Below are 24,689 nucleotides of genomic sequence, written 5' to 3' on the forward strand. Positions count from 1 at the left end.
GATGACGACCTTCAACGTGATGGTGCCGGTGGCCGGCGTGCTCACCCTGCCGTTCCTGCCGCTGCTGCATGAACTGATCCGGCGCAGCGACGTCGCGGCGCTGCCGATCGGCGACGGGCCGTTCGTCGATCAGGCGCTGCTCGCCGCGCGCTGGCACGACGCGCTGCGCGCGCACGCGGCCGGCGCGCCGCCGGCGGATGCGTCCTTCGCCCCACCGTGGCAAGCGCTCGGGCTGGCCGTGCAGCACGCGGACGCGATCCACGTCGCACGCGACGCGCATCGCGACGACGTGCTCCACGCCGATCGCACGATCACGCTCGACGACGGCGCGCGGGCCGCGTACGCATTCGCCGACGAGCGCATCGACATCCACGCCGGCGCGACGATCGGCACGCTCGCGCATGCGCCGCTGGTGGACGTCGACGGCGCGGTGCTGCGCGGCGTCGTGGTCGGCGGCACGGTGCGCCTGCGCGGCGCCGGCGGCTTCGCGTGCCTGTATGGCGAGCCGATCGTCTTCGGCGCGGCGCCGGGCGCGCGGCCCGCGGACACGGCGGCCGCTCCGCGCCGCGCGATCTCGCTCACCCGCCACTTCGCGTCGCTGCCGCATCGCTTCCTGCACGGTCGTTACCTGCTGCCGTGCGACGTTCGCCTGCCCGCGCATACGGTCGTGCAAGGCAACCTGATCGTCGACGGGACGCTCGTCCTCGGCGAAGGCTGCGTGCTGCGCGGCAGCGTCAAGGCGCATCGCGTCGAGCTCGAACGTCACGCGTTGCTGCACGGCGCGGTATTCGCGCGCGACGACGTGTTGCTCGCCAGCGCGAGCTGCATCGACGGCGTCGTGTCGGCCGGCGGCCTGCTGCGGCTCACGGGCGCGCGCATCGGTGTCGCCGGTCATCCGGTCAGCGCGTGCGCGCGCGACGTGTCGATCGTCAATCATGCCTGCGTGCATGGTGACCTCGTCGCGTGGCGCAGCGGCTGGTTCCATACATTCCGTCAAGGAGCGCCTCATGTCTGATCGCCCCAGCCATCGCGGCCCGCGCGTACCGGTTGCCACCCTCGCGATGCTGTGCGGCGTCGCCTTCGGCGCGCCCGCGGCGCTGGCGGAGCAGCCGGACGATGCCGCCGCCGTGCAGCCTCCGGCCCCCGCGACCGTCATCACCCCACGCATGCGCGACGAGTCGATGTTCGTGCGTGTGGACGCGGAAGGCCTGCCGGACGGCGTGCCGCTCGCCGAATTCACGCCCGAGGATACGAACCGGCCGCCGCTGCCCGATGCCGTCGTCGCGCATGTGCAGGCGCCGCGGGAAACGCATACCGAACTGACGCTCGGCTATTCGAGCGCGCACCTGACACACGGCTACGGCGACTGGTACGGCGTCCACCTGCGCGGCGTCTATCAGGATGGCGGCCGCACCATCCTCGGCGAACTGGCGCAACTGCACCGCTTCGGCGAGAACACGCAGCTCGGCGCGCTCACCTACGTGCAGGATCTCGGGCCGGACTGGTTCGGCGGGATCGGCTTTTCGGGCACCACGTCGGGCACGATCCTGCCGAGTGCGCGCATCGACGCGTCGATCAACCGCAAGCTGTTGCCCGATCGTTCGCTGGTCGTATCGCTCGGCGCCGGCTACGCATGGAACCGCAGCGGACACCGCGATCAGCTCTATCACGCCGGCGTGATCTGGTACGCATTGCCGAAGTGGATTTTCGAGGCGGGCGCGAACTATACGGTCGATTCGCCCGGATCGGTGAAGGCGCCCGGCTACTACGGCGCCGTCACCTACGGCGAAGCCGGCAAGAGCGTGATCGTGCTGCGCGGCGGGGTCGGCCGCGAGGCGTATCAGGTCACCGGCTCGGGCACGCAGATCGCGGATTTCCGCAGCCACGAGATCACCGCGAAATGGCGCTACTGGTTCACGCGCAAGTGGGGAACGCAGCTCGAATTCGCCTATTACCACAACCCGTACTACTCGCGGATCGGCGGCGAGCTCAGCGTGTTCTATCGCTGGTAGGCGGGCGGACGCCGTGCACACGCATCCCGTCCGTCCTCCCGTCGATCGTTCGCTGCGCATCCACGCGCATCCGCAGCGCTGGCTGTGGTCGATCGCGTTGCTGACGCCCGCGCTGTACGCGTCGCTGTGGTTCGGATTGCCGCTGGCGTGGCGCTACTGGCGCGCGGTCATGGCGTGGGGCGCGCGCGAGATCGATCCGGCGCTTCACGTGATCGTGATCGGTTATCCGCCCGACGCGCCCCGCGTGCCGCTGCTGTCGATCGACGTCGCGGCCCGCCTGCCGGGTGGCATGCTGCTGGCCGCCACCGCCGCGCTCTGTGCGATCGGTTTCGCCGCATCGTTCATCCGGCGCGCGAACTGGCTGCCTGTTGCATATCTGTTACGTATCGCGAGCTTCACCCAGTTGCTGATTTGCGCGTACTTCTGGCTCGCGCCGGGCACGTTCCCGTATGTCCCGCAACTGCATCTGCGCGACATGTTCGTGCTGCACGGCGCGGCGATCGCGCTGATCCCGCTGGTGATGGCCGCGCTGTACTACCCGCTCGATTTCTCGCTGCTGCAAAAGGCCGCCGCATCGCTGCTGGTGCTCGGCTACTTCGTGGTCGCGCTGCCGTTCGTGATGCTGCTGCATGCGACGATCATCCATCACGGCTCGCTGCTGTTTCTGCCGTTCTGCTATTTCCTGCTCGGCGGGCCGCTGCTGATCGGGCTGCTCGTCACGCTCTATACCTACTGCGCGAGCTGGCCCGGCGCACTGACGCGCGATCGCGATTCCGTCTGCTGATAGCGCCGTCAAACGCGCCGTATCAGCGATGAAACGAATCCGCCGCGTTTGCGACCGCGCCGCGCGACGTGCGTCGCAGGAAGCCAGCAGGACCGGGCCTCCTGCGCCAATGGCACGTTGTTCGCTTCTTTCAATGCGTCGCATCGAGTCCTCTCGTCGGCGAAGGCAGCGCCGCGCACCGACGCATGTGCGCGACCGGCTGCCGTCGACACGCACAGCTCGATACCCGACGAACCGGACAGCCGCACACACCTACGGGGCTGGATTGGTCGACCTGGCGGCACGCGGATCACGCTGCCGCACGCCCCCATTCCTTGAGCGAGGAGCACACCATGTTGGCAAAGTCAGGCAAGTTCTTGCGGATCCTGTTCGCGCTGTTCGCGCTCGCGTTCGCATTCAGTCCGGGCGGCGCTCAGGCGGCCACCAACCAGCTTCTGCTGTTGGTGCCCGACACGCTGACGCTGCCCGATCCGCGCGTATCCGCATGGCTCGACAGTGCGCAGGAGGAAGGGCTGCAGATCAAGGTGATGACCGACAGCCAGTTCATGGCGGCCGGCGCGTCGCTGTCGCAGTATCCAGGCCTGATCCTGCCCGATCAGGTACATACGACCGCGGCCGACTCGCTGGTAACGGCGATCCAGAACTATGCGCTGAACGGCGGCAAGGTGATGCTCGTCTACGATTTCGGCGTGCTGAATTCGGCCGGCTTCTACGTCAGCCCGAAATCGCGCTTCAGCAGCATGGTGGGCGTGGACTACGTGCTGTATGACCAATACGGCGGCAACATGATCGGCCTCGGCAACGTGACCGGCATGAGCAGCTGGCTGCGCACGCTTCAGGTGCCTCCCGGCAAGTCGATGCCGTGGACCACGGCTTCGTCGAGCACCACGACCGCGAGTGCGCTCGCATCGACGAGCACGTCGGGTACGTCGGGTACGTCGACGAATTCGACGTCGGGCACGGCACAGTTCCTGACCGCCAGCCGGTCGAACCCCGGTGGGCTCGCCAACTACAACCATGGCGCATGGTTCCAGTACACGACGCCATCCAAGGGCAGCGGCATGCTGAACCAGACGGCCCCCAAGCTGACCGGCACCGTGACCGGCAAGCTGAAGAAGACCACGACGTATACCGCCAATTCGCTGCTGAGCACGTCGACCGGCAACACGGCCAACACGCTCGCATCGACACTGGCCACCACCACCGACACGCTCGAAGGCATCTCCGGCTACGTGTACGGCTTCCTCACCTATCCGAGCTTCGTCACGCAGGGCACGTATACCGGCACGACCATCCTGACCTCGCCGACCTTCGGGCTGGTATCCGGCTACAACACGTACGGCAACGGCGGCGTGCTGTTCGTCAACCTGCCGCTCGCGTACCTCGACGGCCAGACCGACGGCATGCTGATCCACGGCTACCTGCATTATTTCGGCACGCAAATGCTGAACCTGCCGTCGCTGTCGCCGCTGCCGAAAGCGATGGCCGGCCTCGTATTCAACTGGCACTTCTGCGCGGGCGATCAGCTCCAGCCGGCGCTCTACCTGAAGAGCCTCGGCGTGTGGAACAACGGGCCGTTCTCGCTCGTGGTCACGGCCGGCCCCGATGAAGCGGCGTTCGGCGACGGTGGCGGCCTCAATCTCGCCAACAACCCGCCCGCGCAGAATCTCCTCAAGTATTTCGTGAGCAAGGGCCATCGCGTCGGCAGCCACGGCGGCTGGATTCACGACTACTGGGGCGCGAATGCGAGCGAAACGAACGCGAGCACGTTCACGCAGTACCTGGTGATGAATCACCAGGCCGTTCAGGCCGTGACGGCCCAGCCGGACGTCGAGTACGCGGCGCCGGAAGGCAATACGCCGACCTGGTCGGTCAACTGGCTCGAAAGCAACGGCTTCAACGGCTACTACTTCACCGGGCACACCGGCTCGGCGCCGACCCGCGCATACCGCAACGGCGCGCTGCTGAACCCGGGCCTGTGGGCTTACCCGGTGATGCCGTTCGGCAAGTACGCGACCTTCGAGGAGTTCCAGCAGTTCGCGGTGCCGACGGCCGACGTGAACAACTGGTATGCATCGCTGATGAACTTCGTCGTCGCGAACCGCACTAGCCGGCTGATCTATGCGCACCCGCTCGGCGCGTCGTCCTATACGTCGACGCTGTCCGCGATCTTCTCGCAAGCCAATACGCTGAAGCTGCTCGGTCAGTTCAAGTGGTACACGATGAGTGACATCACGACCTTCGATCGTGCACGCCTGAACGTCACGTGGTCGGCCACCGACACGGGCAGCGGCTGGGCGTTCGCCGCCAGCCACCCGACCAGTCTCGCGAACATGACGTGGCTGCTGCCGAAGAAGGGCTTCGCACTGCCGGTCATCACGCAAGGCTTCGGCAGCGTCGTCATCACCGACTCGACGTACTGGCTCGTGACCGCGAACAGCGGCACCAGTCTCAAGTTCACCAGCGCCAAGGTGCACTGAGCCGCGACATCGACATACCCGCCGGCGCGCGACGCGGCCAACGCCGCGCCCGGCGGGATTTGCGCAGGACCACCGCGCAGGAGCCCCCCATCATGAACCGGCCCGCGCTGTTCCCGGCCGCACGCGCACGCGTGACGGCCATCGCCCGGCTATGCCGCCTGTGGTGCGTCGCTTGCGGTGTCGCCGCGTGCGGCGTCGCGCTGCACGCGAGCGCCGCCGAACTCCAGCTCAACGGACTCTACCAACGCCCGGACGGCGCGATCACCGTGCGCCTGAACGGCGCCGGCATCGATCCTTACTTCGCGTCGAAGGCGCTGCTCGCCGCCGCCGACGCCGGGCTCGACGCCCATCAGGCCGCGCTCGCGTGGATCGCGTGGCTGTTGCCGCGCCAGCGTCCGGACGGCGGCTTCGATCGCTACTGCATGAAAAGCGGCCAGTACAGCGCATGCGCCGAAGCCGATGCCGACGACGCGATGATGGCGACCTGGATCGAACTGCTCGCCCGCTTCGCGCCGCCCGACGGCCTGCCCGCCGCATGGGAGCTCAGCCTGAATCGCGCCAGTGCGCACCTGGACACGCTGCTCGCCAAGCCCACGGGCGTCTATCAGATCTCGTCGACGCTGCGCGTCGCGCTGCTGATGGACAACGTCGAGGTACACAGCGCGTTCCAGGCGCTCGCGGCGTACTACGTCCGGCATGCCGACTCCACGCACGCCGGCCCGTGGAGCCAGCGCGCCGACCGGCTCGCGTCCGCGATCCTGAAGGTGTTCTGGCGCGGCACGCAGTCCGGCTTTCGCGCGAGCACGCAGCGCATCAGCGACACGACGTTCTACCCCGCGAAAGTCGCGCAGATTTTTCCGCTGCTATCCGGAATTCAGGTTCCCGAACAATCGAACGACACGATCTACGCGCAGTGGATGCAGAAGTACGGCAAGACCTGGCTGCAACTCGCCGGCTCCGATTATCCATGGGGCTTGATCGCACTGGTCGCACTCAAGATGAACGACAGGAACACGGTCGCGTGCTGGCATGCACGATCGGGCCCGTACCGGCACGGCGCACACTGGAACGTACTGGAGGAAGCACTTTACCTGGCATTCGAAAGCCGGATGGCCGACCCGGTCGCGCCCGCTCAATGCGGCTTCACGACGGCGGCGACAACGGAGACCGCGTCACGCTGATCCACGCGTGCGCACGGTCCGGGGGAATCTACAGGGAAGGAGACGTGTCATGTGTGGCATCGTCGGCGCGGTCGCGCAACGGGACATCGTCCCGATTCTGATCGAAGGTTTGCGCCGCCTTGAATATCGCGGCTACGATTCATGCGGGGTGGCGACCGTCGTCAACGGCCAGGCACGCCGCGAGCGCAGCGTGTCGCGCGTCGCCGACCTCGACGCCCACGTGCGCAGCGCCGGCCTGGCCGGCAGCACCGGCATCGCGCACACGCGCTGGGCGACGCACGGCGCGCCGGCCACCTGCAACGCGCATCCGATCTTCTCGCGCGACGAGATCGCGCTGGTACACAACGGCATCATCGAGAACCACGAAACGTTGCGCAGGCAACTGGCCGACGAACACTACGAGTTCGACGGACAGACCGACACCGAGGTGGTCGCGCACCTGATCCACAGCAAGTATCGCGGCGACCTGCTCGCCGCCGTGCGCGACGCGACCTCGCAACTGCACGGCGCGTATGCGATCGCGGTGTTCAGCAAGCACGAGCCGCAACGGCTGATCGGCGCGCGGGCCGGCTCGCCGCTCGTCGTCGGCGTGAAGGACGGCGAATGCTTTCTCGCGTCCGACGCGCTCGCGCTCGCCGGCATCACCGACCGCTTCATCTTCCTCGAGGAAGGCGACATCGTCGAGCTGACGCCGGGCGGCGTACGGGTGCTCGATCGCAACGGCGCGCCGATCGAACGCGCGATCCAGACCGTTTCGTCCACGCAGGGCGTGGTCGAGCTCGGGCCGTACCGGCACTTCATGCAGAAGGAAATCTTCGAGCAGCCGCAGGCCGTGGCCGCGACCATCCCCGACGCCGGGCTGTTCGACCCCGCCGTATTCGGCCCGGACGCCGCGCGCGCGTTCGAACAGATCGACAACGTGCTGATTCTCGCGTGCGGCACGAGCCACTACTCGGGCCTGACCGCACGCCGCTGGCTCGAGACGATCGCGCGCCTCCCCGCGCAGGTCGAGATCGCGAGCGAATACCGCTACAGCGACGCGCTCGCGACGCCGAACACGCTGGTGGTCAGCGTGTCGCAATCCGGCGAGACCGCCGACACGCTCGCCGCGCTGAAGTACGCGCAGGCGCTCGGCCACATCGACACGCTGGCGATCTGCAACGTGCCGACCAGCGCGATGATGCGCCAGACCAGCCTGCGCTTCCTGACACGAGCGGGCCCGGAGATCGGCGTCGCGTCGACCAAGGCGTTCACGACGCAGCTCGTCGCGCTGTTCATCCTCGCCGTGACGCTCGGGCGGCTGCGCGGCTACGTAGACGACGCGCAGCTCGCGCGCTATACGATGCAGTTGCGGCGCCTGCCCGGCGCGCTCGAGGACGTGCTCGGGCTGGAGCCGCAGATCGCGCGCTGGGCGGCGGAATTCTCGCAGCATGAAAACGCGCTGTTTCTCGGGCGCGGGCTGCACTACCCGATCGCGCTCGAAGGCGCGTTGAAGCTGAAGGAGATCTCGTATATCCACGCGGAAGCGTATCCGGCCGGCGAACTGAAACACGGGCCGCTCGCGCTCGTCACGCATACGATGCCCGTCGCGACGATCGCGCCGAACGATGCGCTGCTCGAGAAGCTCAAGTCGAACATGCAGGAAGTGCGGGCGCGCGGCGGGCAGCTCTACGTATTCGCGGATGCCGATACGCGGATCGACAACGGCGAAGGCGTGTCGGTACTTCGGATGCCGGACTACTACGGGCTGTTGTCGCCGATTCTGCACGTCGTGCCGTTGCAGTTGCTCGCGTATCACGCGGCGTGCTTGCGGGGCGCGGATATCGACAAGCCGAGGAATCTGGCGAAATCGGTGACGGTGGAGTGACGTACGGTTGCTCGACGCGCGCGGGCCGGTGAAGATCGTCAACCGATCGAGCCGGCCCGCCCTGCACGATTCGCCGTCGATTCGCGCCTTGTCGAATCCCGAATACTTCGTACAATACTTAAACCCTATGTCGTCCCGTCCACGGTGGGGAGGCTGGCCAGGACCGCCTTCGCCCCGAATCGGGTAACGCCCGCCCGGCGAACGACAACGGAAACCTACCGCGCAACGCAGGCCGAATCTCTCCGGGGGCCGCAACGTGTCGACGCATGCCAGGAAGCCACTGATATCGCTCATCGTGCCTTTTCACGACGAAGAAGAAACGATCGACGCATTCTTTGCCGAAACGCTGCCGGTTCTGGAGTCGGTCGGCTCGGTGCGCTTCGAGATCGTCTGCGTCAACGACGGCAGCCGCGATCGCACGCTGGACCGGCTGCTCTCGGTCGCCGCCGGCGACGCGCGCGTGCACGTCGTGGATCTCACCCGCCGCTTCGGCAAGGAGGCGGCGCTCACCGCCGGCATCGACGAGGCGGCCGGCGCGGCCGTGATCCTGATCGATGCCGACCTGCAGGACCCGCCCGCGCTGATTCCCGCGATGCTCGAACGCTGGCGCGCGGGCGCCGAGGTCGTCGCCGCGAAGCGCACCGACCGGATGTGCGATCCGCTGATGCAACGCGTGGCGGCCTCGCTCTACTACCGCGTGCACAACCGGCTCTCCGAAGTCGAGATGCCCGAGAACGTCGGCGATTTCCGGCTGATGGACCGCGAAGTCGTCGACGCGCTGCGCGCGCTGCCCGAGCGGCGGCGCTTCATGAAGGGGCTCTTCGCGTGGGTCGGCTTTCGTACCGAAATCGTCGAATACACGCGTGCGCCGCGCAGCGGCGGCCGCTCGAAATTCTCCGGCTGGCGGCGCTGGAATTTCGCGCTCGAGGGCATCACGAGCTTCAGCACGGTGCCGCTGCGCGTGTGGACCTACGTCGGCCTCGCGTTCGCCGCGCTGTCGTTCGTCTACGGCGCGTACATCGTGATGCGCACGCTGCTGTACGGCAATCCGGTGCACGGCTACCCGTCGCTGATTTCCGTCGTGCTGTTCGTCGGCGGCATCCAGCTGATCGGCATCGGCGTGATCGGCGAATATCTCGGCCGCATCTATCACGAGTCCAAGCAACGCCCCGTCTATCTCGTGCGGCGGCGCTACCGCGCCGAGCGCGATGCGGCCGCGCGACCGGCATCGAAGCTGCTGCAGTTCCCGCTCAAGCGCACGCACCCGGCACGTCGCCGGGGCGCGACGCCGGCGGCCGCGGGCATCGCCGCTCGCAAGGCGTCGTTCAAGTAAGCCCGGGCCACGTGAATTGGATATCCTCCGGCAATCGACACGGCCGACGGCGCGGCCCGTCGCCGCGTGGCTCACGTCGCGACGCGTCGTCCTGTACAGCGCGCTGATGCTGGTGTCGTACGCGCTGTTCATTGCGATCTGGATCGCGGTCGTTCGTCACGCGTCCGGCAGCGGCGGCGTCATACCCCGCCCGGGGGCGGACTTCTCGGTGTTCTGGTCCGCGTCGTACGTGATGCTGCACGGCACGCCCTCGCACGCATACGATTTTTCCGCATTCTCGCGGCTGACGACCGGGCTGTTTCCGAACCTTCCCCGCGACGTCTTCGCACCGTGGCTGTACCCGCCCACGTATCTGCTGCTCGTGACGCCGCTGGCGCTGCTGCCGTTCGCGCTTGCTTATCCGCTGTTCGTCGCGTTCGGCGTGCTCGTGCTCGGCCTCGCCGCGTGGCGCGTATCCGGCCTCCGTACGATACCCGGCGCATCGCACGCCGGCGCATTCGCGCTGGTTGCCGCGCCATGCGTGTTCGTCACCGCGACGCTCGGGCAGAACACGTTCCTGACCGCCTCGTGCGCGGCGCTGGCCGTTTACTGGGCCGATCGGCGGCCGATATATGCCGGCCTCTGCATCGCGCTGCTGTCGGTCAAGCCGCAGCTGGCGCTGCTGTTCCCGTTCGTGCTGGTCGCCGCGCGAGCATGGCGCACGATCATGTGGGCCGCGCTCGCGACCGGCGCGTTCGCCGCGTCGAGCGTGCTCGTCTGCGGTGTCGAGTCGCCGCGCCTGTTCGTCGCCAGCGCCGGCATCGCCCGCTCGATCGTCATCGAGCATGGCGTCGGGTTCTGGCTCGCGTCGCCCACGCCGTTCGCGGCGTTTCGTCTCGCGGACGTGCCGCTCGGCGCCGCGTACGCCGCGCATGCGTGCATCGCCGCGATCGCGATCTACGCCGCTTGCGTCGTATGGATGCAGTCGCGCGACACCCGCGTGCGCGCGGCCGTACTGACGGTCGCGACGCTCGTGGCGAACCCGTACGTGTGGCACTACGAACTCGCGTGGCTTGCCATCGCGATCGCGTGCATGCTGTCGATCGGCTGGCGCGACGGCTGGCTGCGCGGCGAACAGGCCGCGATCGCGCTGATGTGGGCGCTGCCGATCGTCGAATACCTGAACCCGTGGCTGCAACTGCCGCAGATCGGCCCGGCCGTGACGCTCTTCGCGCTGCTGGTGCTGCTGCGCCGCGCCCGCCACGACGCTCGCAACAGTCACAACGCAAGCCGCGGCGGCACGTACACGCCGTAGTACGGCCCGACGCCCGTCGCGACGCCGGTCATCTTCACACCGGCGACGAAGTGCCCCTGGATGTACTTGTATGCGCCGCCGAGCGACACGTCGATGTGGAACGCGGCAAATGCGACGATCGGCACGTAGGTGCTGCTCGACGTCTGCGTGACGACCGGCAGCACGACCGTCGCGCCGACCGGCACCGACGTGTAGAGCGTCGCCTTCACGCCGGTCGCGAGATAGATGCTGTCGCCGATATTGAGCGTCGTCGGGTTGCCGGTCACCATCAGGCCACCCATCGTCGTCGTGTCGGTCGCGGTCGACTGGAACGACGTCCACTGACCGCCCATGCACAGCGAGCCATACGTCTGGCCGTTCGTGATCGAAAACTGGTACGGCAGACCCGTGAGCGGATTGATCAGCGGCTGGTTGGTCTGCGCGTTCCAGTACTGGTTGTACACGCACTGGTCGATCGCGATCGGAAACAGCCCGCCCGCCGCGACGCCGCCCGGCGCGGCGAGCACCGCGATCGCGGTCGCGCCGCCGGATGCGCCGGGGATGCCGAGCAACCCGCCGAGCAGCAGCGGAATCGAGCCGCCGTTGATGCCCGGCGCGCGCGACACGGTCACCTGCACCGCCGGCACGTCGTACGGGCCGGGCGTGATCGTGGTCGGCTGCATCGACGCGGGCGTGCGCGTCACGTTCCAGTAGCCGGTCGTCACGGTGCCGCTCCCGAGCCGCGCGCCCGCCGCCGAATTCAGCGCGATCACGCCGTTCGCCGCCGGCGCGGCCTGCGACCAGTTCAGCGGCCCGCCCGTCGGCGACATCATCGCGTCGGCCGCCGCGAGCGCGGCCGCGTCCGCCGCATTCTGCAACTGGTTGCGCACCGTGGCGATCCACGCGATGTCGATCGCCAGCGCGCCGAACGACAGCAGCGGGATCAGGAACATCAGGAAGAACAGCGCGACGGAACCGCGTTCGCGCGCGGCGCCGATGCATCGCGTGCCGGCCGCGTCATTCATAGAGCATCACCGAGGTAGCCGAGATCGTCACGGGGCCGGTCAGCGCGCTGAACGCCGAACCGAGCACCAGCCCCGCATACGTGTAGGTCACCGTGACCGTCAGCGCGGTGCCCGCCGTCGTGCCGTTCGCCTGCGTCACGGTCACGGTCGGCGTCGTCGGCGTGCCGCCGGTGATCAGGCTGTTCTGCGTATAGCTCAGCGCGACGTTGGCGATCTGCGTCGGGGTCAGCATCGGCACGCGCAGCACGACGCCGGCCCGCGCGGCTTCGCGGCTCGCGTTCGTGATCACGGCCTTGTCGCACAGCAGCAGGCTCGTGTCGATGATGCCGATCAGCACCATCAGCAGGAACGGCAGCATCAATACGAATTCGAGGGATACGACGCCGCGCGCGTGGCGGGCGCCCGTCGCCCCGCGTGTCATTTTACGGCCCCCGCGGCGGGCGGCACGGCGCGCGGCTCGAGCGCGGCGCCCTTCGACGGCCGCGACGCGTCGCCGACCGGACGCGCCGCGAGCTGCGTACGCACCGCCTGGTACACGCGCAGATTGTCGGCCACCGCCGACGCGGGCAGGTCCGCGGACAGCAGCTTCTTCGCCGAATCGGTGTTGCCGAGCACGCCGTACGCGAACGCGAGGTTCTGGCGCGCCTGCCACGGCGCATCGGGCAGCCCGGCCACGTCGAGCAGCACGTTCACGCCTTCGCGCGGACGATTGCTCAGCACGAGCGACAGCCCGAGGTCGACCCGCAGCCCCTGCGCGTCCGGATGCGCGCTCAGCGCGTCCCGGTACACGGTCTGAGCGTCCTCGTGGCGGCCCTGAAGATCGAGCACCGTGCCGAGCCCCTGCGCCGCGAGCGGCAGGTTTGGCTGCGCGGCGAGCAAGTCGCGATAGCGGCGCGCGGCCTCGTCGAGTCGACGCTGTCGCAACGCGACGCGCGCGAGTCCGACCTGCGGCCCGAGTTCGGCCGGCGCAAGCTGCCGCGCCTGCTCGTACAGAATACGCGCGCGCTCCAGATCGCCGGCGCGATAGTTGACGTCGGCAAGCCCCAGTTGCGCGGCGAGCGAATCGGGATGCCGCGCCAGCACCTTCGCGTACAGCGTCGACGCGAGATCGACGTTGCCGCCGGCCAGCGCGCTGTCGGCGATGCGCAATTCGGCCTGCGGGTCGTCGCTCTTGTGCGACAGCGCCGGCCGCGTCTGGATACCCGGCGCGCAGCCGCCGGCGAGCAGCGGCAGCACGGCCGCGAAGACGAACGCACGGAGCGCGGGGCCTGTCATTTGAACACCTCGAGCAAACGGATGGCCGCCGGGCCTGCCGCGATCAGGCCGACCGTCGGCAGGATGAACAGCATCATCGGCAGCGTGATCTTCGGCGCGAGCTTCGCGGCCTGCTCCTCGAGCGCGACGATCTGCTCGGTGCGCTCGCTGCGCGACAGCGTTCGCAGCGCCTGCGTGATCGGCGTGCCGAACCGCTGCGATTGCGTGAGCGTCGTGGCCAGCGAGCGCGCCGACGCGAAGTCGACGCGGATCGCGAAATGCGTGAGCGCTTCGGACACGTTGCCGCTCAGCGTCAGCTCGTCCGCGCACACCGTCAGCTCGTCGGCGAGCGGCGGGCAGATGCGCCTGAGTTCGCGCGCGACGCGCCGCACGCCCGATACGAGGCTGTTGCCGGCCATCGTGCAGATCACGAGCAGGTCGAGCGCATCCGGAAAGCATGCGGCGATGATCCGCCGGCGCCGCCGGATCATCGCGCCGAGCACGTATTCCGGCACGATCACGCCGACCACGAACGCGGCGACCATCGCCACCGCGCGGATCACGAAGTATTCGCCGAAGCGCGGAATATACGGGCTGAACACCATCGCGACGCCGGCGAACAGCACGCCGCAACTGAGCTTGATGCCGATCATCGACGACACCGCGCGCCGTTCGCGAAAGCCCGCGCGCGCCAGTTGCAGCGCGAGCTTCGCGCGCTGCATCGGATCGAGCACGGGCAGCCGCTCGCCGAGCTGCGCGAGCCGCCGCGTCAGGTCCCGACGCACGTCGCCCGCCTGCAGGCGCCCCGCTCCCAGCGCGGGCGACCGCTGTCCGGCGGCCTGCTGCACGCGCACGGCGATGCGCCGGCGCGTGCCGCCGCCCGGCGTCGCGAGCGCCGCCGCGACGCACGCGAGCAGCAGCAACAGTTCGAGGCCGCGGGCGGCCAGCATCGACATCGTCATCGTGCAGTATCCAGTTTCGAGATCTTGCGAATCGTCACCAGTCCGATCGTCAGCAGCGTCGCGGCGATCGTCAGCATCACGCGTCCGGCATGCGTATCGAACAGCAGCATCACGTATGCGCGGTTCACGAGGAACAGCGCGCCGATCATCACGAACGGCACCGCCGAGATGATCTTCGTCGTGATCCGCCCCTCGGCGGTCAGCGCGCGCGTCTTCAGGCGGATGTCGCGGCGCGTGCGGATGATGCTCGACAACTCGTCGAGCGTCTCGCCGAGGCTGCCGCCGGTCTCGCGCTGCAGCAGCAGATAGACGGTGAAGAACGAGAAATCCGCGATCATCAGCCGGTCCGCCGCGTGCGTCAGCACGTCCTTCAGATCCGCGCCGACGCGCAGGCTGTCACCCATCGTGCGGAAGGTCGAGCGCACCGGCTCGGCGGCGCTATCGCCGACCGTGCTGATCGCCTGCGTGACCGGAATGCCCGCGCGCACCGCCCGCACGATCAGGTCGATCGCGTCGGGGAACCCCTCCAGAAAGCGCAGCCGGAAGCGCTCGACCAGCGCGCGATAGCTCGCGCGCATCGCGATCAGCGGCAGTCCGACATAAATCGCCGGATGCACCACGCGCGGCAGCGCCACGAGCTTCACCACGACGATCCCCGCGACCGCGCCGGCGATCGTGCTCGCGATGACGATCCGCAGCCCGCGCTCGCCGCCGACCGCGCGCACGCGCGTCACGTAGCGCTGCACCCATGCCCGCACGCGGGTCTGCCGGCGCGGCAGGTTGAACAGCGCGACACCGGCCCCGGCTGCCGCACCGGCGGCCCGGCCCGTCAGCGATGGCGCAATGCGCTGCATCCGCGCGCGAATGCGCTGCTCCGGCGTCTGGCGCGCACGGTCCAGCAACGCCGACAGGCCGAGCCCCACCGCGAGGATCACGACGAAGGCGCCGAGCGCGAACAGGTCCGCCGTCCTCATTGCCGGAACGCCTCGGTAAGCGCGTCCTCGACGCCGTAGTACGCAGCGCGCGGCGCGAAGGCGGGCCGCAGCGACGACGCCTCGAACACGCCCTTCACCGCGTCGCGCGTCGTGTCGCCTTCCTGGCGGAACGCGAACAGGTCCTGCGTGATCACGACTTCGCCTTCCATCCCGACGATCTCGGTGATCCGCGTCACGCGGCGCACGCCGTCGCGCATCCGCTCGACCTGCACGAACAGATGCACGGCGCTCGCGATCTGGCGCCGGATCGACAGCAGCTGCAGGTTCGCGTTCGCCATCATGACCATGCTTTCGAGCCGGCTGATCGCGTCGCGCGGCGAGTTCGCATGGATCGTCGTCATCGAGCCGTCGTGGCCCGTGTTCATCGCCTGCAGCACGTCGAATGCCTCCGCGCCGCGGATTTCGCCGAGGATGATGCGGTCGGGCCGCATCCGCAGCGCGTTGCGCACGAGATCGCGCTGCGAGATGCCGCCGAGCCCTTCCGTGTTCTCCGGCCGCGTCTCGAGGCTCACCACGTGCGGCTGCAGCAGTTGCAGCTCGGCGGCGTCCTCGATCGTCACGATCCGCTCGTGCTCCTCGATGTGCTGCGACAGCGCGTTGAGCAGGGTCGTCTTGCCCGACCCGGTGCCGCCCGAGATCACGATGTTCAGCCGGCACGCGCACGCGATCTTCAGGACCTGCAGCATCCCGTGCGAGATGTTGCCCTGATGCGCCATCCGCGCGAGCGTGATGTCGCGCTTCGCGAACTTGCGGATCGAGATCGACGCGCCGCGCATCGCGATCGGCGGCAGGACCACGTTCACGCGGCTGCCGTCGGCAAGACGCGCATCGACCATCGGGCTGCTCTCGTCGACGCGGCGCCCGACCGCCGCCGCGATCCGCTGCGCGACGCTCGTCACGTGCGCGTTGTCGCGAAACTTCAGCGGCGTGAGCTCGAGCCGCCCCGCGCGTTCGACGTACACCTGGTCGGGGCCGTTCACGAGGATGTCGGACACGGTGTCGTCGGCAAGCAGCGGCTCGATCGGCCCGACGCCGAACATGTCGTTCAGGATCGCGTCGACGATCAGCACCTGCTCGCCCGTGGTGATCTTCAGGCGCTCGCGCTCGACCGTGTGCGCGGCCACCTGTTCGATGCCGGCCCGCACTTCGTCGCGCGTCTTCATCAGCGCGGCCGACATGTTCATCGACGCGAACACCGCGTTGCGGATCGCGTCGAACTTGCCGGAGCGGATGAGCGCCTCCTGGGTATCGGCCGTCGCGGCCGCACGCGCCGACGTGGACATGGACGCCGGCACCGGGCTTACGGCCGGCGCGGGCGCGGTGTCGTGCGGCGCGGGGCGAGAGCCCGCCGGCGCAGGGTCCGGTGTCGGCTGCTTGCGGGTACCGAACGTCACGATCCCTTCCTCCATTTGACGAAGCGCGCGTACCACGGCTCGGCGACGGCCATCGATTCGCCGGTGATGCCGTTCGCGAGCAGCCGGATCTCGTCCAGGAAGCCGCGGCGTTTCGAGCGTTCGATCGGCTCGCCCAGGTTCTCCGCGATCGCGAGCGACTGCGCCTCGTGCGGCAGCTCGCGCAATTGCACACCGCCGAACGCATCCTCGAAATCCGACTGCGTGACGCGCCCCTTGACCGGCTCGAGCGGATTGTTCAGCACCATCGACAGCAGCCGCTCGCCCGGCATTTCCTTCACGAAGCGCGCAAGCCGCGCGGCTTCGTACGCGGCGTGCACCGACCGGTCGGCGACGATATAGACGAGATCGGACGCCGTCAGCGCATCCTCGAACAGCTTGCCGGCACGGTAGCCGACGTCGAACAGCACGTAATGGAAGCGGTCCTTCAGCATGTCGACGAGCTGCGCGATCGCATCGTCGCGCAGCAGCGCGTCTTCGCCGTATGCGAGTTCGGCCGACAGCACGTGCAGGCGGTCGCCCTTCGTGACGAACATGCGGTCGAACAGCGCGTCGTCGGGGCGCAGCTCCATGTTCAGCAATTCGATCAGCCCGTTGTTGCTCGACAGCCCGAGCATCGAGTTCGCGCCGCCGCCATGCAGGTTCAGGTCGACGTACGCGACGCGCCGACGCTTCTCCCCCGCCAGGCAGCGCGCGAGGCTGACCGCGATCGTCGTCGCGCCGACGCCGCCGCGCGCGCCGACGAAGCTCACGATCTTGCCGGTGCGCACCTGCACGACCGACTCCGTCGTGGTCAGCGCGCGCCGCATCAGCTCGACGGTCAGCGGCTTGACGATGTAGTCCTGCACGCCGATGCCGAGCAGGTTGCGGAACAGCCCGACGTCGTTCTGCGTGCCGATCGCGACGACCCTCACCGACGGATCGCACACGTCCGCGAGCCGCATCAGGTCCGACACCGGCAGCACCGAATCCGACACGTCGACGATCAACTGGCGCGGCGAACGCTCTTGCTGCTGCAGCAACCGGATCGCGTCGTCGCAGTCGCCCGGGTGCACGTGGGCGCGCGCGATCGACAGATCCTGCGCGACGCGGCGGATCACGTCCTCGCTACCCGCATCGGACACGACGGCGAGGAGATCCGCCGCTCCGGCGGAGGCGGCGCGCTTGGCGTTCTGGCGGTCGAGGACGTTCATGGGCGGCATCGCGATCGCATCGTCAGGGGGTCAATGACCGGACGAGCCGGTCGTCGTCAGCGTCTTGCCCGGCGGGGGCTGCTTCACGCGGTCCTCGACGTAGCGGCGCACCGCGTCGGCCGCCACTTGCGCATCGGCGCCGCCGTACGGCACGGGCGCGACGAGGTCTTCCGGCCGCGCGAGCATCGTCGCGAGATTCGTGTAGGTCGCGCAGCCGAACGGCACGCCGGGCCGCCCGAACCCTGCATCGACGAGATGCGACGGCTGCATCAGCTTCGCGCAGTCGGGCGGCACCGCGCGCACGCCGTCGAAGCCGATCGCGCGCGCATCGGGCAGGTTGATCGGCGGCGGCGCCGACAGGCACGCCGCGAGCGCCAGCGGCAACGGTGCGGTGAACAGGGTTCGAACTCGCATGCGCGCTCCTTGGCTCAGTACACGAAGCCCGCGGCGCCGACGAGACGCGGCGTGTCGCCCGACAACAGGTCCAGCCCGAGATTGCGCTGGATCGCGAACTCGAGGTCGCTGCTCGGCCGCGCGACGGTATCGAGCGCCTGCTCGAGCTGGCCCGGCCCGGTCGGCTGCACGATGTACGGCGTCACGATCACGACGACCTCGGTCTTGTGGTCCTGGAAGTTCTTCGATGAAAACAGCCGGCCGATGATCGGCAGCCGGCCGAGCCCCGGGACCTGCGACACGGTATCCGCGGTCTGGCTCTGCAGCAGGCCGCCGATCGCGAAGCTCTGCCCGCTCGACAGCTCGACCGTCGTCTCCACGCGCCGCACGGAGAGCCCCGGCACCGTGATGCTGCCAGTCGTCACGCTGTTGCTCGTATCGACCTCGCTCACTTCCGGGCGCACCTTCAGGCTGATCCGGTTGTCGGCGAGCACGGTCGGCGTGAAGTCCAGCGACACGCCGAACGGCTTGTACTCGACCGTGATCGCGCCGGTCGTGTTGCCGGCCTGCGCGACCGGAATCGGAATCTCGCCGCCCGCGAGGAAGCTCGCGGTCTGCCCGGACATCGCGGTAAGGTTCGGCTCCGCGAGCATCGTGATCAGCCCTTCCTGGTCGAGCGCATCGAGCACGACGTCGATCGACCAGCGCCCCGTATGGAAGCCGCCGAGCACCGAATATGCGCCGCTCGGCGACAGGTTGAACAGCTTGTTCGTCGGATCGAACAGCGTGCGTCCGTTGAACAGCCCGCCGACGAAGTTGCCTGCCGCGCCGAGCGAACTCCAGTTGATGCCGAGCTGCTGCGTGATGTTGCGGCTCACTTCCGTCACGCGCACGCGCAGGTTCACCTGGATCGGGCGCGACAGCGTGAGCCGGTTGACGATCTTTTCCTTGTCGCTCACATAAGGCGCGAGCGACTGCATCACGGCGTCCGCGTCGGCCGCGCTCGGCACCTTGCCCGACACCATCAGCGAGCCGGGCGCGCCGGACACCGACAGCTTCAATTGCGGGAAGCGGCTGTCGAGCACCGTCTGCAGCGATGCGGTATCGACCTGCACGATCACGGTCCGGCGCAGGATCGGCCGATGATTCGCGCCGAGCGCGATCAGCGAGGTCGTGCCGGCCTTCTTGCCGAACACGAACACGGTGCGCGGCGACGGCACCTGGATGTCCGCGATGCTGGGGTCCGCGACGAACATCGCGGTCGCCGGTTCCGGCAACGACAGCATCTCGCCCTTGCCGGTCGCGATCGACAGCGCCGCGACGGCGTCCGCCGCCTGCGCGCGCTGCGCGAGCGCGGCGCCCGGCGCGACGACGCAGGCCACGCACCAGAAAGCGATCCAACGAACCGTGCGCACCATTCGTGTTCCCGTCAAATGCCGGCCGCCGGGCGGCCGGTTCCGAATCGACACCTCGTCATCGCGTCACTGCGCGACCGCCGCCCGCGGCACCTGCGCCGTCGCGTCGGCGGCGGCAGTGCCCGCTGCGGGCGCAGCCGGCGCAACCGGCGTGCCCGGCCAGCCGGATGGCAACGGCGGAAGGCCCGGCGTACCGACACCACCGCCGCCGCCACGCGAGCCGTCATCCACCGATGAACCGCGATAGATCACCACCGTATTGCCCTGCGGTGCCGGCCGCGCGCCCGTGTCGGCTTTCGCGGACGGCGAGCGCGTCGCGTCGCGGAACGCGCGCGATACGTCACCGGCCCACACCGGCGGCGTATCGGGCTCCTGTTCGGCGCCGCCCGCCGCATCGCGGCGGTCGCTCGTCGCGAAGCTGCGCAGCGCGAGCGACAGCGAACCGAGGCGCGTCGCGACCAGCACGACCTGCGCCGTGCGCGGCGCGACCTCGAGCGTGACCGTGCGCGCGCGCACCGGCGCATCGGGCGCGCTCGCGGGCGCCTTCGCGCGCTGGAATTCCGAGCCGACGGCGAGCACGCGAGCACGGCGCACGACCGTCTCCGCTTCGAACGTGCCGGGTGTCGTCGCGGTGCCACCGATCTGCTGCGTGAGCACGACGTCGACGAAGTCGCCCGGCTGGATCAACCCTGCGTTGCCCGACACGTCGTCGACCGGCACCGAGATCGCGCGCATGCCCGGTTGCAGCGCGGCCGCGAGAAAGTCCGGCGCGCCGGCCGGAATCACGTTGTCCGCGCGGATCGGCGTACCGGCGTCGACGCGGTTGCGCAGCAGCGCACCCTTGAGCTCCGCGCCCGGCTGGGACTCGACGAATGCGCCGGCCGGCACCTGCGCGCTCGGGATGCGCTTCCACGCGAGATCGTTGTCGCGCAGCAGCAGCCCTTCGGGCAGGTCGGCCGCCGCGACGCGCACGTTGACGTCGCTCGTCGCGCCGGGCGCCGCCGGCGTCGACGCGGCGACATAGAGCTGGCGCAGGACGAACGCACCGACGGCGGCAGCGATGATCAGCACGGCCATTCTCAGAGGTTTGGGCATGGCGGCGTGCGTCCCCGCTAGGTGAGCGAAACCGCGTGAGGAAACGGCGCCCAGACGGCCAGTGCGCCGCCGAGCGAAAGCGCGACGCCGTACGGCACGCCGCGCGTGTCGATCGTGCGCGCCGGTGCGATGCGCCAGCGCTGCCATGCGACGGCCGCGAGCACGGCGAGGCCGCACGCCGCGCCGCTCGCGCCGACGATCGTCAGCACCGGCAGCGCGAGGCCCGGCCCGGCCCACAGGAAGACGGCCGCCGCCAGCTTCACGTCGCCGCCGCCGACCCAGCCGGCGTGACGCAGTCCGGCGAACAGCAGCAGCATCACCGCCGCGGTCCCCACGTGAGCGGCGAGCTGCGCGAGCCCTTCGCGCGCGAGCGCGGCCGCGACGAAATACAGCATCGCGAACGCGAGCACCGCGCGGTTCGACAGGCGCCGCGTGCGCACGTCCTGCAGCACGAGCGACATCAGCACGAGCGTCGCCGCCGACTGTACGAGATGGAGCATCGGAGAGCCGTCCGTCGGCGCGCCCCGGCTGGATACGTCGTACCGCTGCGGATCCGTGTATTCGTCGGCGGCGCGCGGGTTCAGGGAGGTCAGATCAGCGCGGTGACCTTGTTGATCAGCGACGTGAACACGGCCGGCAGGCCACCGGTGTTGCTGCTCAGGATCACCCCGACCGCCGCCAGCGCGACGACCACGATGCCGGCGAGAACCGCGTATTCGAGCGAGCTGACGCCGCGTTCATCACGCAGCAGGGATTTGACGTAGTGCAGCATGACAACCTCCGTGTGACGGGGTCGTTGATCGACCGTTGAATGTAAAGACGCGGTGCTGCTTCGGTGGCGCGCACTGCGTTCGCCCATTCACGACTCATGCGGCAGCCCGGGCAACGGGCCGTTCGCATCCCCCGGAATCCATTCGATCGCTGCAACGCGCGGTTGCTGGCGTCGGCCATTGCCAGCGCCCGCTTGTTGCGTGCCCGCATCGGCATGATGCGGATCAGCCTGATTCGTCTAGGGTATAGACAATTTTCTCGGCGTTTTCAAATAATTTGGCGTCGAAATGTATTTATGAAAATGCCCGTGCACAAGTAAATCCGGAACCCGACGCGCGGGGTAATTACTGCGCCCCGCATGATGTCATCGCGATCCCGATTAAGAATCCTTACTGCTTCGGATGGGCGATTTCCGGAACCGGGAACAATTTACGCATTTGTTCAATTTTTGACCGCCGCGCAATCCTCCTTATTACCTGGGTATCGATCCTTGGCGATCGATCCGGGCACCACGTGCTGCTCGATCGGCGTCGCACGGCGTGATCCACGATTGCACTTTCCAGGTCCATTCACGTGCCGTCACGACTGCGGACAATAACGCGCGGCGGCGCCTTCCGGTCAAGGGCGATTGCGCGGTTCCGCCACGTCGAGAGACCGCGGCGGAGACCGGCGAATGCCGAGACGCGCCACCCCGAGATCCCCGCCGCTCAGCGACGTGTGCTCGAACCGCTGGAACGACTCGGCAATGTGCTTGCGCAGCAGCGCGACGTCCCATGGCTTGATCAGCAGCTTCTGAACGGACCCGTTGCCGGACGCGTCGGCGATCGACGCGCCGTCGCCGTAGCTGGACAGCAGGATGCGCACGATGTCCGGGTACAGCGCCTTGACCCGCTGCAGCAGGTCGAGCCCGGACACGCTCGACATCCGGAAGTCCGACACGATCACGCCGACGCGATGCTGGGCCAGCAGGTCGAGTGCTTCGTCGGGATCGGTGGTGTCGAGAATCTCGTAGCCGTCGCGGCCGAGCGCCTGCCGGAGCATCCGCAGCACCGCGCGGTCGTCGTCCACCAGCAGCAGCGTGCGGTGCAGCAGTTCGCGCTGCCGGCAGTGCTCGGGCAGCTCCGAGCCGGCGGTCAGCATGTCGGCGATCTCGTCGCCGGTGACCGGATGGCTGAAATAGTAGCCCTGCATCGCATGGCAGCGATGCCGGTTCAGGAACGACAGCTGGGCTTCCGTCTCCACGCCCTCGGCCACCGTCTCCATGTGCAGCGACTCCGCCATCGCGATGATCGAGCGCGTCAACGACGCGCCTTCCGCGCTGGTGGTGACGTCGCTGAGGAACGAACGATCGATCTTGACGACGTCGATCGGCAAGTCCTTCAGGTAGGACAGGCTCGAATAGCCGGTGCCGAAATCGTCCAGCGATAGCACGACGCCGAGCGCCTTCAGTTCGCGCAGCGTATGGGCGATCGCATTGGAGTCCTCCATCAACACGCTTTCGGTCAGTTCGAGTTCGAGCGAGTCCGGCTCGAGACCGGTTTCCGCGAGCGCGGTGCGCACCAGGTGGGCCACGTCCTGCTGCCGGAACTGGCGCGCGGACAGGTTGACGGCAATCCGGATCGGCGGATGCCCTTCCCGGCGCCACGCGACGGCCTGGGCGCACGCGGTGCGCAACACCCATTCTCCGATCGGCAGAATCAGCCCGGTTTCTTCGGCGATCGGGATGAAGCGGTCGGGCGGAATCACGCCGATTCCCGGACGTCGCCAGCGAATCAGCGCTTCGACGCCGCTGATCTGGCCGGTCTTGAGATCGACCTTCGGCTGATAGTACAGCTCGAGTTCGCCATTCGACACGGCCTGGTGCAGCGCGTTTTCGAGGATGGCGTGCTCCTCGACGCGCGCGCCCAGTTCGCGCGTATAGAAGCTGTAGCAGTTGCGTCCGTGTTCCTTCGCGCAATACAGCGCGGCATCGGCCGTCTTCAGCAGCGTCTCCGCGTCGGTGCCGTCGGTCGGGTAAAGGCTGACGCCGACGCTCGTCGTCACGTGCAGGTCGTGGCCGTCGAGCACGAACGGCGCGACGAAGGTGTCCAGGATCTTGCGGGCGATCGCGTCCGCGTCCGACGCCGTCGACAGGTTGACCAGCATCACGACGAACTCGTCGCCGCCGAGTCGCGCGACGGTGTCGCCGTCACGCACCGAACTCTTCAGGCGTGCGGCGACGACCCGCAGCAGCCCGTCGCCCGCCGAGTGGCCGAAGCTGTCGTTGATGTGCTTGAAGCGGTCCAGGTCGAGCACCATCACCGCGATCAGTTGCCCGGTGCGCCGCGCCTGCGACATCGCCTGCTCCATCCGGTCGCCGAGCAGGTTGCGGTTCGGCAAGCCGGTCAGCGCGTCGTGATTGGCGAGGTATTCGATGCGGCCCTGCTGCATCTTGCGCTCGGTGATGTCCTGGACGATGCCGCGCAGGATGATCGCGTGGCTCGGATCACGGCCGGACTCCGCCTGATGCAGCACGTAGCGCTCGGTGCCGTCCGCATGGATCAGCCGATGCTCGATCGAGAACGCGACGCCTTCGGTGCGCAGGCTCGCGTAGGACTGCACGAGGAGCGGCTGCTCGTCGGGCGGAACGGCCTGCACGAGGCGTTCGAACGTCGGCGGCGTGTGGGCGGCGTCGAGCCCGAGAATCCGGTACAGCTCCGGCGACCAGTAGCCGTCGGTCCGCCCCGCCTGGTATTCCCAGTTGCCGAGGTGCGCGAGCGCCTGCGCATGCGTGAGGCTGACTTCGGTCGTCGCCAGCTTTTCGACCGCCGCGGCCGCGCGCAACAGATAACGGACCCGATAGCCGAGCAGTTTCCACCGCATCGGCTTGGACACGAAGTCGGTCGCGCCGGCGTCGAACGCGCTGGCGATCGACGCGTCGTCGTCGTTGCCCGTGAGCATGACGATCGGCACGCGGCGGCCCTCGGGCAACGCGCGCAGCGCCCGGCAACAGTCGAATCCGTCGCCGCCGGGCATTTCGACGTCGAGCAGCACGACGACCGGACGATGACGCAGGAACGCATCGATGCCCGCCTGCGGACCCGTCGCTTCCTCGACGCGAAAGCCTTCCGGTTCGAGCGTTTCCACGACCAGCAGGCGCGTCATTGCATCGTCGTCGATGATCAGAATCGTCGGTACATCGGCATGCTCGTCGTTCACGACCGTCCTCCTGTTGTACTGCCGCGCGATCGTCATGGCGATCGGC

At 68.5% G+C, this 24,689-nt stretch carries 21 protein-coding genes; 8 read left to right on the top strand and 13 right to left on the bottom strand.

Translation table 11 applies throughout. The features are described from left to right. Position 1: 1 nt before the first annotated feature. The 8 genes from LGN10_RS25575 to LGN10_RS25610 all read left to right on the top strand — a co-directional run bounded on the left by LGN10_RS25575 (position 2) and on the right by LGN10_RS25610 (position 10,951). The gene (locus tag LGN10_RS25575) at positions 2 to 1,015 is read left to right on the top strand and encodes a polymer-forming cytoskeletal protein (RefSeq protein ID WP_226225417.1); all 1,014 of its coding nucleotides are present in this window, start codon (positions 2 to 4) and stop codon (positions 1,013 to 1,015) included. Continuing rightward, positions 1,008 to 2,012, top strand: a complete 1,005-nt coding sequence (locus LGN10_RS25580) for a YaiO family outer membrane beta-barrel protein (RefSeq protein ID WP_226225419.1) — start codon at positions 1,008 to 1,010, stop codon at positions 2,010 to 2,012. The genes LGN10_RS25575 and LGN10_RS25580 overlap by 8 nt, the downstream gene beginning before the upstream one ends. Positions 2,013 to 2,025: 13 nt before the next feature. Beyond that, entirely contained in the window at positions 2,026 to 2,796 is a 771-nt protein-coding gene (locus LGN10_RS25585) for a hypothetical protein (RefSeq protein ID WP_060318106.1), read from the top strand. A gap of 332 nt (positions 2,797 to 3,128) precedes the next feature. Then, on the top strand, positions 3,129 to 5,276 hold the full coding sequence (locus LGN10_RS25590) for a polysaccharide deacetylase family protein (protein WP_226225421.1): 2,148 nt from the start codon (positions 3,129 to 3,131) through the stop codon (positions 5,274 to 5,276). 92 nt (positions 5,277 to 5,368) lie between these two features. Next, positions 5,369 to 6,457, top strand: coding sequence for a hypothetical protein (locus LGN10_RS25595; RefSeq protein WP_226225423.1), 1,089 nt, complete (start codon positions 5,369 to 5,371; stop codon positions 6,455 to 6,457). Positions 6,458 to 6,506: 49 nt separating this feature from the next. Beyond that, positions 6,507 to 8,324 carry a glutamine--fructose-6-phosphate transaminase (isomerizing) gene (gene glmS, locus LGN10_RS25600; RefSeq protein WP_226225425.1) on the top strand — a complete coding sequence of 606 codons (1,818 nt, stop codon included), beginning with the start codon at positions 6,507 to 6,509 and terminating at the stop codon, positions 8,322 to 8,324. A gap of 256 nt (positions 8,325 to 8,580) precedes the next feature. Further along, entirely contained in the window at positions 8,581 to 9,657 is a 1,077-nt protein-coding gene (locus LGN10_RS25605) for a glycosyltransferase family 2 protein (RefSeq protein ID WP_226225427.1), read from the top strand. 16 nt (positions 9,658 to 9,673) lie between these two features. Next, a complete protein-coding gene (locus LGN10_RS25610; protein WP_413227163.1) occupies positions 9,674 to 10,951 on the top strand; it encodes a glycosyltransferase family 87 protein in 1,278 nt (425 codons plus the stop codon). Here LGN10_RS25610 and LGN10_RS25615 read toward each other — a convergent pair. The 13 genes from LGN10_RS25615 to LGN10_RS25675 form a co-directional block, all read right to left on the bottom strand. Then, a complete protein-coding gene (locus tag LGN10_RS25615; RefSeq protein ID WP_226225429.1) occupies positions 10,915 to 11,955 on the bottom strand; it encodes a TadG family pilus assembly protein in 1,041 nt (346 codons plus the stop codon). The genes LGN10_RS25610 and LGN10_RS25615 overlap by 37 nt on opposite strands. Continuing rightward, on the bottom strand, positions 11,948 to 12,376 hold the full coding sequence (locus LGN10_RS25620) for a TadE/TadG family type IV pilus assembly protein (protein WP_059573836.1): 429 nt from the start codon (positions 12,374 to 12,376) through the stop codon (positions 11,948 to 11,950). The genes LGN10_RS25615 and LGN10_RS25620 overlap by 8 nt, the downstream gene beginning before the upstream one ends. After that, positions 12,373 to 13,230, bottom strand: a complete 858-nt coding sequence (locus LGN10_RS25625) for a tetratricopeptide repeat protein (protein ID WP_060011650.1) — start codon at positions 13,228 to 13,230, stop codon at positions 12,373 to 12,375. The genes LGN10_RS25620 and LGN10_RS25625 overlap by 4 nt, the downstream gene beginning before the upstream one ends. Beyond that, positions 13,227 to 14,171 carry a type II secretion system F family protein gene (locus LGN10_RS25630; protein ID WP_226225430.1) on the bottom strand — a complete coding sequence of 315 codons (945 nt, stop codon included), beginning with the start codon at positions 14,169 to 14,171 and terminating at the stop codon, positions 13,227 to 13,229. Before LGN10_RS25630 ends, LGN10_RS25625 begins: the two co-directional genes overlap by 4 nt. Then, complete coding sequence (locus LGN10_RS25635; protein WP_099316280.1) at positions 14,168 to 15,145, bottom strand: type II secretion system F family protein; 978 nt, start codon at positions 15,143 to 15,145, stop codon at positions 14,168 to 14,170. Before LGN10_RS25635 ends, LGN10_RS25630 begins: the two co-directional genes overlap by 4 nt. Continuing rightward, positions 15,142 to 16,560, bottom strand: a complete 1,419-nt coding sequence (locus tag LGN10_RS25640) for a CpaF family protein (RefSeq protein ID WP_089464968.1) — start codon at positions 16,558 to 16,560, stop codon at positions 15,142 to 15,144. The genes LGN10_RS25635 and LGN10_RS25640 overlap by 4 nt, the downstream gene beginning before the upstream one ends. Next, positions 16,557 to 17,780: an AAA family ATPase gene (locus LGN10_RS25645; RefSeq protein ID WP_226225432.1), complete on the bottom strand. Its 1,224-nt coding sequence runs from the start codon at positions 17,778 to 17,780 to the stop codon at positions 16,557 to 16,559. Before LGN10_RS25645 ends, LGN10_RS25640 begins: the two co-directional genes overlap by 4 nt. A gap of 21 nt (positions 17,781 to 17,801) precedes the next feature. Beyond that, the gene (locus LGN10_RS25650) at positions 17,802 to 18,185 is read right to left on the bottom strand and encodes a CpaD family pilus assembly lipoprotein (protein ID WP_124861099.1); all 384 of its coding nucleotides are present in this window, start codon (positions 18,183 to 18,185) and stop codon (positions 17,802 to 17,804) included. Positions 18,186 to 18,199: 14 nt separating this feature from the next. After that, entirely contained in the window at positions 18,200 to 19,582 is a 1,383-nt protein-coding gene (locus LGN10_RS25655; RefSeq protein ID WP_059573842.1) for a type II and III secretion system protein family protein, read from the bottom strand. 63 nt (positions 19,583 to 19,645) lie between these two features. After that, positions 19,646 to 20,674 (bottom strand): Flp pilus assembly protein CpaB, encoded by a 1,029-nt coding sequence (gene cpaB, locus LGN10_RS25660; protein WP_226225434.1) that lies wholly within the window; start codon positions 20,672 to 20,674, stop codon positions 19,646 to 19,648. 17 nt (positions 20,675 to 20,691) lie between these two features. Beyond that, complete coding sequence (locus tag LGN10_RS25665) at positions 20,692 to 21,174, bottom strand: prepilin peptidase (protein WP_226225436.1); 483 nt, start codon at positions 21,172 to 21,174, stop codon at positions 20,692 to 20,694. A gap of 89 nt (positions 21,175 to 21,263) precedes the next feature. Then, entirely contained in the window at positions 21,264 to 21,446 is a 183-nt protein-coding gene (locus tag LGN10_RS25670) for a Flp family type IVb pilin (protein WP_050013708.1), read from the bottom strand. A 617-nt stretch (positions 21,447 to 22,063) separates the two neighbouring features. Continuing rightward, positions 22,064 to 24,643, bottom strand: coding sequence for an EAL domain-containing protein (locus tag LGN10_RS25675; RefSeq protein ID WP_226225438.1), 2,580 nt, complete (start codon positions 24,641 to 24,643; stop codon positions 22,064 to 22,066). Positions 24,644 to 24,689: the final 46 nt, after the last annotated feature.

The sequence above is a fragment of the Burkholderia sp. AU32262 genome (genome assembly GCF_020419985.1).
Classification (GTDB): domain Bacteria; phylum Pseudomonadota; class Gammaproteobacteria; order Burkholderiales; family Burkholderiaceae; genus Burkholderia; species Burkholderia semiarida.